General features: G+C 46.9%; 10 protein-coding genes. 5 read left to right on the forward strand and 5 right to left on the reverse strand.

Translation table 11 applies throughout. The features are described 5' to 3' along the window. Positions 1–3 precede the first annotated feature (3 nt). Positions 4–534, forward strand: coding sequence for a hypothetical protein (locus ACWIP2_RS11595; protein ID WP_448520097.1), 531 nt, complete (start codon positions 4–6; stop codon positions 532–534). A 47-nt stretch (positions 535–581) separates the two neighbouring features. Here the strand turns inward: ACWIP2_RS11595 and ACWIP2_RS11600 are convergent, their stop codons facing one another. The 3 genes from ACWIP2_RS11600 to ACWIP2_RS11610 form a co-directional block, all read right to left on the reverse strand. Beyond that, positions 582–1,670: a DUF6089 family protein gene (locus ACWIP2_RS11600; RefSeq protein ID WP_448520098.1), complete on the reverse strand. Its 1,089-nt coding sequence runs from the start codon at positions 1,668–1,670 to the stop codon at positions 582–584. A gap of 96 nt (positions 1,671–1,766) precedes the next feature. Next, positions 1,767–2,642 carry an NAD kinase gene (locus tag ACWIP2_RS11605; protein WP_448520099.1) on the reverse strand — a complete coding sequence of 292 codons (876 nt, stop codon included), beginning with the start codon at positions 2,640–2,642 and terminating at the stop codon, positions 1,767–1,769. Continuing rightward, positions 2,642–3,358, reverse strand: coding sequence for a CBS domain-containing protein (locus ACWIP2_RS11610; RefSeq protein ID WP_448520100.1), 717 nt, complete (start codon positions 3,356–3,358; stop codon positions 2,642–2,644). The genes ACWIP2_RS11605 and ACWIP2_RS11610 overlap by 1 nt, the downstream gene beginning before the upstream one ends. Positions 3,359–3,544: 186 nt before the next feature. Between ACWIP2_RS11610 and ACWIP2_RS11615 the strand changes: the two genes are divergently transcribed. The 4 genes from ACWIP2_RS11615 to porD are packed head-to-tail and all read left to right on the forward strand — an operon-like array spanning position 3,545 to position 6,887. Then, positions 3,545–4,420 (forward strand): outer membrane protein assembly factor BamD, encoded by an 876-nt coding sequence (locus ACWIP2_RS11615; protein WP_448520101.1) that lies wholly within the window; start codon positions 3,545–3,547, stop codon positions 4,418–4,420. A gap of 23 nt (positions 4,421–4,443) precedes the next feature. Further along, positions 4,444–4,767, forward strand: a complete 324-nt coding sequence (locus ACWIP2_RS11620; protein ID WP_448520102.1) for a DNA-directed RNA polymerase subunit omega — start codon at positions 4,444–4,446, stop codon at positions 4,765–4,767. A 7-nt stretch (positions 4,768–4,774) separates the two neighbouring features. After that, on the forward strand, positions 4,775–5,995 hold the full coding sequence (gene coaBC / locus ACWIP2_RS11625; RefSeq protein ID WP_448520103.1) for a bifunctional phosphopantothenoylcysteine decarboxylase/phosphopantothenate--cysteine ligase CoaBC: 1,221 nt from the start codon (positions 4,775–4,777) through the stop codon (positions 5,993–5,995). Then, positions 5,985–6,887, forward strand: coding sequence for a type IX secretion system protein PorD (gene porD, locus ACWIP2_RS11630; protein ID WP_448520104.1), 903 nt, complete (start codon positions 5,985–5,987; stop codon positions 6,885–6,887). Before coaBC ends, porD begins: the two co-directional genes overlap by 11 nt. Before the next feature lie 10 nt (positions 6,888–6,897). On the opposite strand, the gene ACWIP2_RS11635 is transcribed toward porD, so the two are convergent. Both ACWIP2_RS11635 and ACWIP2_RS11640 read right to left on the reverse strand, forming a co-directional pair. Continuing rightward, a complete protein-coding gene (locus tag ACWIP2_RS11635) occupies positions 6,898–7,026 on the reverse strand; it encodes a hypothetical protein (RefSeq protein WP_448520105.1) in 129 nt (42 codons plus the stop codon). Between the two features lie 138 nt (positions 7,027–7,164). Further along, a partial coding sequence (locus ACWIP2_RS11640) for a putative sulfate/molybdate transporter (RefSeq protein WP_448520106.1) occupies positions 7,165–7,401 on the reverse strand: 237 nt, incomplete at its 5' end.

The raw sequence follows: 7,401 nt of genomic DNA on the forward strand, positions 1-7,401 counted from the left end.
ATAATGCGTCGCATCAAAGCATTGTATGTATCTGTTTATGAACTATTGCTCAAACCTGTGCGTGGTTTTCGTTTTGCTCGGAATCTGCTCAGTCAAGGGCAACATACTATCGAGACAACTTTTACATTTGGCGAGGTCTCTTTTACCCTGCGAACAATTATTGGCTTTGGCGATGTGATCAATTTTATTCCCCATCCGGGTGGCTATTACCATCAACAGCAGTGGCATGATCTGAGCACAGATACAGCATGGCAAAACTGTTATAGAGAGCAACTGCAAATCCACTTTGAAAAAATCAAAGCCTTTTTTAATTCCTTTCAAAAGCAGGCAAGTTTTTGGGAAAGCGGACTCACCGGTGCCGTAAGTCTTACTAATCTCTATCCGGTCTATCGCGCGCTTTTGTTAGAAGAGTGGATACTTTTGCTCAGTCCGGTTATTTCCGTAGCGTACTTGTATTTTTTTGGCAAGGTAACGGCAAAAGGCATTGTTCAGTTGCTTTGGAAAATAGCCAGAAAGTTCTTTGCTGCCGGTTAATCAAAGTGAAAACGGAATCTATCGGTTTTTGTATGTAATAGTTGCTACTACAAGCGATGTCTGCGGAAGCGTTTTTTGAACGGTTCGGGACAGCGCACCTGACCGGGCAGAATATACATCAGGTGAATGCCTGCGGTAATCAGCACATCTTTGTCGCGAGCATTGCCGCGAATATTGTCTTCGTATTGTTCGTTGCCAAAACCTTCGAGTGTTCTGTAAACACGACCATCCGCACCCACATAGGTATAGAAGTTAGGGCGAAAAGTCAGCCCCAGTTGGTCAATTCTTCTGCCGCCCTCCAACGAGCGATCGGACATGGCGCGCGCCAGATCATTGTCGCCAAATATGCCCAGATCTACGTACTTACGGCTAACGTCGTCAATGTAATCTGTAAAGAGTTTGCGGTAGGAAACCTCAAAAGCCAGATCCCAGCGGGTGCTGATGCGATAGCGCATACCAAAACCCATCGGAATAGCAATTTGCCAGCGTGAATAACGTTTGCCGTATTCGTCGGCATGTCCCTGACCTTCGGTTCCGAGCGGCTGAAGAGCTACCCAATCGCCGCCGAAATCTTCCGGTGCTCTTGCAATAGGATTATGTCTGAAAACGGATACCCCAGCTGTCAGATAAGGGATAACGCGTTTAGGTCGCTGATAAAAAGTACCACGATTAGACACCAGATCCAATATACCCATAGCGCCAAACTCGGTAATATCGTTGCGGAAGCGCAGGTTGCGGATGTAGCGAAACTGATTGTGTTCCCAGCGCGGCTTATCGGGGCCGATATTAGTCGTATCATCGCCTTTGACCCTTCCCCAAGAAAGAGAGTAGCGCACGCTGAAATTGGGGCGATAGCGCTTAGTCGCATGCAATGCAATGTGAGGACGGGTGTAGCCTAAGTCCATACTGGCAAAGTGAGGCTGTGGGGTAATGTCGCCGAAATAGTTCATTGCACCGATGCTACCGCCTACGCTCCAATATTTTTTACGGTTAAACCACGACCATGTATGTTTAGGGTTTTGTTTGAATTTAGGGTTTTCCCTTTTCTCAATCAACTGCGCCTTAGACTCTTGTGTACACAGCAACATAGCTGCCGGCAGCAGAAAAAGTAAAAAGCGTAAAAGAGATGATTTCATAACCATACTTTTTGGAAACAACGCAGCACCAAACTGCTCTATAATTTGGCGCAAAAAAAATGCCTCAAAATAACAATTTTACAAATTTACGCGGATTTAATTTCTCGAATCGGTTCCCCAGTTCAATTTTTGTCGGAGTGTGTGCAGAAAGTTATCACCTCCCAAACGGATTAATCTTGCACTGAAATCCGACTTGCGAAGGGAGAGTTTTACATTCGAGTCTACGGTTCGGAAACGCGAGTCTAACGATACCAGAAAATTATTATTGCGTCCTTCTATCTCAAAGGAAAGAACTCCTTCATCGTGTATGACCAAAGGACGCACATTGAGATTGTGCGGACTGATCGGCGAAATAATAAAATTGCGTGAATCGGGCAGCACGACGGGGCCGCCCACGCTGATAGAATAGGCAGTAGAACCTGTCGGAGTGGCTACGATCAATCCATCTGCCCAGTAGGCATTCAGGTATTCGCCGTCTAAGTAGGTGTGTACAATGATCATAGAGGCGCTGTCTCGCTTGCTGATCGTGCATTCGTTCAGGGCAAAGTTAAGGTCGCCAAATAGGTTGATGCTACTGTCTAAGCGCAACATCGAGCGTTCTTCTATGGTGTAGCGCCCTTCCATGACGGCTTGGAGACCGCTGGCGATATTTTCCTTAGACAGCGTAGCCAGAAAACCAAGCCTGCCAAGATTGATACCCAAGATGGGAATGCCCGTATGGCGCACCAAAGTAATTGTTTCCAGTAGCGTACCGTCGCCACCAATGCTAAGCATCAGATCGGTGTCTGCCAGCTCGTGATAGCTCGAAAAAGTGTACTCGCAGGCTATTTCATGTCCGGACGCTTCTAAGTGCTTGTTAAAAGATTCAGATACGCGCAACTGTGCGCCTGCCCGGTGCAGTTCTTCAAAAATTGTTTTTATGTAGGGTTCTTTGTGAGCATCAAAAGGGCGGCTGTGCAAAGCTATTTTCATCAGATCTCAAGATATTTTAAGAGAATATCCAAACGTTCGCGATTGATGTCTACAACGTCACTTGCATCAAATCGCGCCGCCACGTAGTAACCAAATCGCTCTAAAGTAGCAATGACCCTCGATATTTCCAAGACACTGAGTTTAAGCGTTACCTTAACCATGTTGGCGTCCTGTGCGTCAGGCTCTACATAGCTGCTGAGTATCTTGGCATTGTTAGACTCCACCAACCTGCTGATTTCGGCAAGTGAGTAGCTGTAGGCAGGCATCGAAAGCACAATAATGCCTCCCGGATTTTGGGTAGCAAAGGTGCGTGCCAGCGCCCCTACAGTGTCTTGCAGTACAATCAGCCCTTTGAAAATATGCTCGTTGGAAAGCACGGGGATCGTCTGTACTTTGAAGGTTTCGGCTACTCGGATTACCTCGTAGAAGTGCTGATCTTCGGTTACAAAACAATCTTTAAAATCGGTAGGTATGTCGCCCAACAGATGATCTGCGGGCAAGTTGGCATCGTATAGCTTGGTTTCGGAAAACATACCCCTGTATTCACCATTTTCTACCAGCGGCAGTTGGTGCACATGAAACTCTTCCATCCACGCCAAGGCTCGTCCGACAGTGTCAGTGGGTTTCAAAGGCGGTATTGCCAAGTTCATAAAATCTTTGGCAAAAATTCCCAGCGCGGTATGTTCTTTCGGCGAGGTGGCTAAGCCTGCATCCATAGGCTTTGTGGTTTAGTGGAAAATATAAAACGGGGTTGCTTGTACTCATTTTCTTTGATTGTCAACAGCCAAATCTATAAAACTTTAACGATAAACCACAAAAGAAATTTTATGTCTTGCCGTCAATTAAGCGGAGCATCGCATATTTTTTTGCAGATTGCACTTCGAAAGTTTAATTTTGTGGTTATGTCATTGCAAAAAAAAGTACCTGTTCCTCTTACAGTTATTTTGCTGCTACTCGGCACTGCCTGTAGTAAGTTCCAGAAAATCATCAAAAACGAGGATTGGAAATTCCGTTATAACGCAGCGATAGATTACTATGAAAAAAAGGGCGACTACTACCGTGCGGGAGTATTGCTGGAGGATCTTGTACCGATCATTCGCGGTACTCCCGAAGCCGAAAAAGCCCAATTTTACTGGGCCTATTGCTACTATAAGCAAGGGCAGTATGAAACCAGTGCGGCAGAGTTCAAGAAATTTCACGATACCTACAACCGCAGTAAATTTGCCGAAGAGGCACTCTACATGCACTGTTACTCGCTCTACATGAGTTCGCCCCCAATCCACTTAGATCAGAGCAACACAACTGTTGCAATTGATGCTTTTCAGGATTTTATCAACCGCTATCCGAACAGTGCCTATGCCCAGCAGGCTGCCGGGGCGATCACTTCGTTACGTGCCAAGTTAGAGGCCAAAGCATTCAAAAATGCTAAACTTTATCAACAGTTGGAACGCTACAAATCAGCAGTGATTGCTTACGATAACTTCCAGAAGGATTTTCCCGACTCGCGTTATCAGGAGGAGGTAGCCTATCGGAAGATTGAAGCGCAGTTTGCTCTTGCTGATAACAGTTACATAGACAAAAAGCGCGAACGCTTCACAGAAGTTGTCAGCATGTATCAAGCCTTTATAGATAAATATCCTAAGAGCATCTTTATGAAGCAAGCTGAAAGTATTTTTGAGGCAACGCAGCGGCAGCTCAAAAATGTAGCAGCTACAGAAGCAGCTATTCAAAAAGAAAAGGAACGCGTCGAAAAAACAGCTCAGAACTATCAGAACTAATCATCCAAAGCAATTTACAACATATGTCAAAGTCTAAATACAACAGCAATACCTCGCTGATCACACGCGATATTGCTAAGATAGCTGATTTGGCCAACGGCAACTTATACGAAGCCGTAGTAATCATTTCTAAGCGTTCGCGTCAGGTTGCCTCCAAACTCAAGGAAGAGTTGGCCAGCAAATTGGAAGAGTTTTCAACCGGTATTGATAATCTGGAGGAAATCCACGAGAACCGCGAGCAAATAGAAATTTCGCGTTATTATGAGCGTCTGCCAAAACCGACCACTATCGCTACGGACGAATACTTGGAAGGCAAACTGATATATTATCGCGAGGATACCGAATAGTACTTTCATGCTGAAAGGGAAGAAAATTTTAATAGGCGTATGCGGCAGTATTGCTGCCTATAAGATAGCTACCCTTGTACGGCTTTTAATTAAACAGGAGGCTGACGTGCAGGTCGTTATGACCGCCGCAGCCTCCGATTTTATTTCGCCGCTTACGCTGGCTACGCTTTCCAAAAATCCTGTGCTTAGCCGCTACGTAGCCGATAGCAAAACGGGCGAATGGAGCAACCATGTGGCTCTTGGGCTTTGGGCAGATTTGATGCTTGTTGCACCTGCAACTGCCAATACGCTGGCAAAAATGGCTAATGGACACTGCGACAACCTACTGACTGCCGTGTATCTTTCTGCGCGATGTCCTGTAGCCGTTGCCCCGGCAATGGATCTGGATATGTGGTTGCATCCTGCCACGCAGCGCAATATCAGGCTATTGGAAGCAGACGGCTGCCGGATTATTCCGCCCGAAGAAGGTGAACTGGCCAGCGGGCTGCATGGCAAAGGACGAATGGCAGCGCCTGAGCAACTAACCGATTGGATCGTACATTTTTTCACTGCCGCTCGCCCATTGCAAGGTAAGAAAGTGCTACTCACTGCCGGGCCAACCATTGAGCCGATAGATCCTGTGCGTTACATTACGAATCATTCTACCGGTAAAATGGGTTATGCACTTGCGCAGGCTTTTGCAGATGCAGGCGCAGAGGTAAACCTGATTTCGGGGCCGGTAGCACTGCAATTAGTGCATACACTCGTGCAGATTACTCGCGTACAAACTGCCCGCGAAATGCAAGCCGCAGTAGATTCCCGCCTAGCAAAAGCTGACATCATTGTGCATTGCGCCGCCGTAGCCGATTATGCACCTGCGCAGATAGCCACCCAGAAAATCAAAAAACAAGGCGATACACTGACAATAGAGTTAGTTAAAAATCCGGATATTGCCGCTCAAACAGGGCAGAAACTGCGAATTGACCAAGTACACGTGGGCTTTGCTTTGGAAACTGAAAACGAGGTGGCGCATGCGCAAGATAAAATGCAGCGCAAAAATTTTGATCTAATTGTACTTAATTCGCTCAACGATACGGGCGCAGGTTTCGGACACGACACCAACCGCGTATCATTGCTTTTTCGCGATGGTAGGCGCGAGCAACTGCCGTTGCTGTCAAAAAACCAAGTCTCCCGTATCATCGTACAACACCTAACAGAACTTCTTCAAGTAAAATCTCATGTGGTTTAAGCGAATACTGATGCTGTGGCTGAGTCTGGTAATGATCCATTGGTCGGCGGCGCAAGAGCTAAACGCAAATGTTATCATCAATGATGTACAGGTGCAGACACAAGAGCGGCAGGTCATCCAGCAGCTCCGCGATGCGATCGCTACCTTTATGAACACTACGCGCTGGACTAACGATAACTACAAACAGCACGAGCGGATTCGATGCAATATCCTTATTACACTCACCAGTGGAACGGATGTAGCTAGTGGACGCTACACAGCCAACGTGCAGATCCAATCGAGCCGGCCTGTGTACGGTGCCAGTTACGAAACCGTCCTGCTTACCTTTTTTGACCGTAGTTTCAACTTTGAATTCCTGCCTTCGCAGCCGCTGATTTTTACAGAGAACGTATTTTCTACCAATCTGACGGCTATGCTTGCCTATTATGCCTACACCATACTGGCTTTAGATGCAGATAGTTTTGCCCCTCGTGGCGGCAATCCATATATTGAGCGTCTGCTCAATATTATGAATAACTCTCAGCAAGCCAATGCACAGGGTTGGAACAATAGCGATACGCGCAATCGTTATTTCATTGCTGAAAACCTGAACAATCCGCAGTTGAATGGCTACCGCGAGGCACTCTACCTCTACCACCGCAAAGGATTAGACTACTTTGCCGAAAATTCTGAGGCAGGCAGAAAGAATATCTTAGAAGCGCTTAAAAAAATTGCACAGGTCAATCAGGTACGTCCCAATGCAGTAATGATCAATGCCTTTTTTGACTCTAAGGCAGAGGAAATTGTCAATATTTTCTCTCAGGCAGATGCTGCTACACGCAAAGAAGTAGCTACAATGCTCACGCGCATAGACCCAACGAATGCTAATCGCTATCAGGCGCTTGGGAGGTAGGTGGCTTCTGTTAGTCGCCCCCGCCGCAACCACCACAGCCCGAATCGCCTCCCCCGTCCGAACCTCCATCCGAGCCTGAATCGCTCCCGAAGCCATCGTCAAACGAACTTTCGAAGTCCCAGTCGCCTATAAAGAACATATGGGTGTAGCCGTCTGCTTCACTATTAGAGCATTGCAAACGCCATCATTCCTGCCAATAGCGCAATAAAAAAGTTGCGTTTTTCATTCGCAAGATCGCGCACCAGCACCAGCAGACTTAAACCTTCAACGAACAGAATCACCCCCAGCACAGGTAGGGGAAAGACCTGTATAGCCTGCTCAAAGCCATTGTCTTCAGCGGCTGTACCGGCATTGGCATCCGATAGGTAACAGCAGTCAGGATTTGTAAAAGCCCAAAGACGATCAATACTCCCACACTGTCCAAACCAGAGGCAATAATGACAGCTACGAGCAGCGGCAGATCGGCTCCAACGTCGCCGAATGCGCCTCCCGACTCCTGCCGATTGATTCTGAG

It is taken from the genome of Rhodoflexus sp. (assembly GCF_053489755.1).

Bases quoted from the DNA above. Each gene is read 5' to 3' on its own strand.
- porD (WP_448520104.1), top strand. From the start codon at position 5,985: ATGTGGTTTAAGCGAATACTGATGCTGTGGCTGAGTCTGGTAATGATC.
- ACWIP2_RS11620 (WP_448520102.1), top strand. From the start codon at position 4,444: ATGTCAAAGTCTAAATACAACAGCAATACCTCGCTGATCACACGCGAT.
- ACWIP2_RS11635 (WP_448520105.1), bottom strand. From the start codon at position 7,026: ATGTTCTTTATAGGCGACTGGGACTTCGAAAGTTCGTTTGACGATGGC.
- ACWIP2_RS11610 (WP_448520100.1), bottom strand. From the start codon at position 3,358: ATGGATGCAGGCTTAGCCACCTCGCCGAAAGAACATACCGCGCTGGGA.
- coaBC (WP_448520103.1), top strand. From the start codon at position 4,775: ATGCTGAAAGGGAAGAAAATTTTAATAGGCGTATGCGGCAGTATTGCT.
- ACWIP2_RS11600 (WP_448520098.1), bottom strand. From the start codon at position 1,670: ATGAAATCATCTCTTTTACGCTTTTTACTTTTTCTGCTGCCGGCAGCT.
- ACWIP2_RS11605 (WP_448520099.1), bottom strand. From the start codon at position 2,642: ATGAAAATAGCTTTGCACAGCCGCCCTTTTGATGCTCACAAAGAACCC.
- ACWIP2_RS11595 (WP_448520097.1), top strand. From the start codon at position 4: ATGCGTCGCATCAAAGCATTGTATGTATCTGTTTATGAACTATTGCTC.
- ACWIP2_RS11615 (WP_448520101.1), top strand. From the start codon at position 3,545: ATGTCATTGCAAAAAAAAGTACCTGTTCCTCTTACAGTTATTTTGCTG.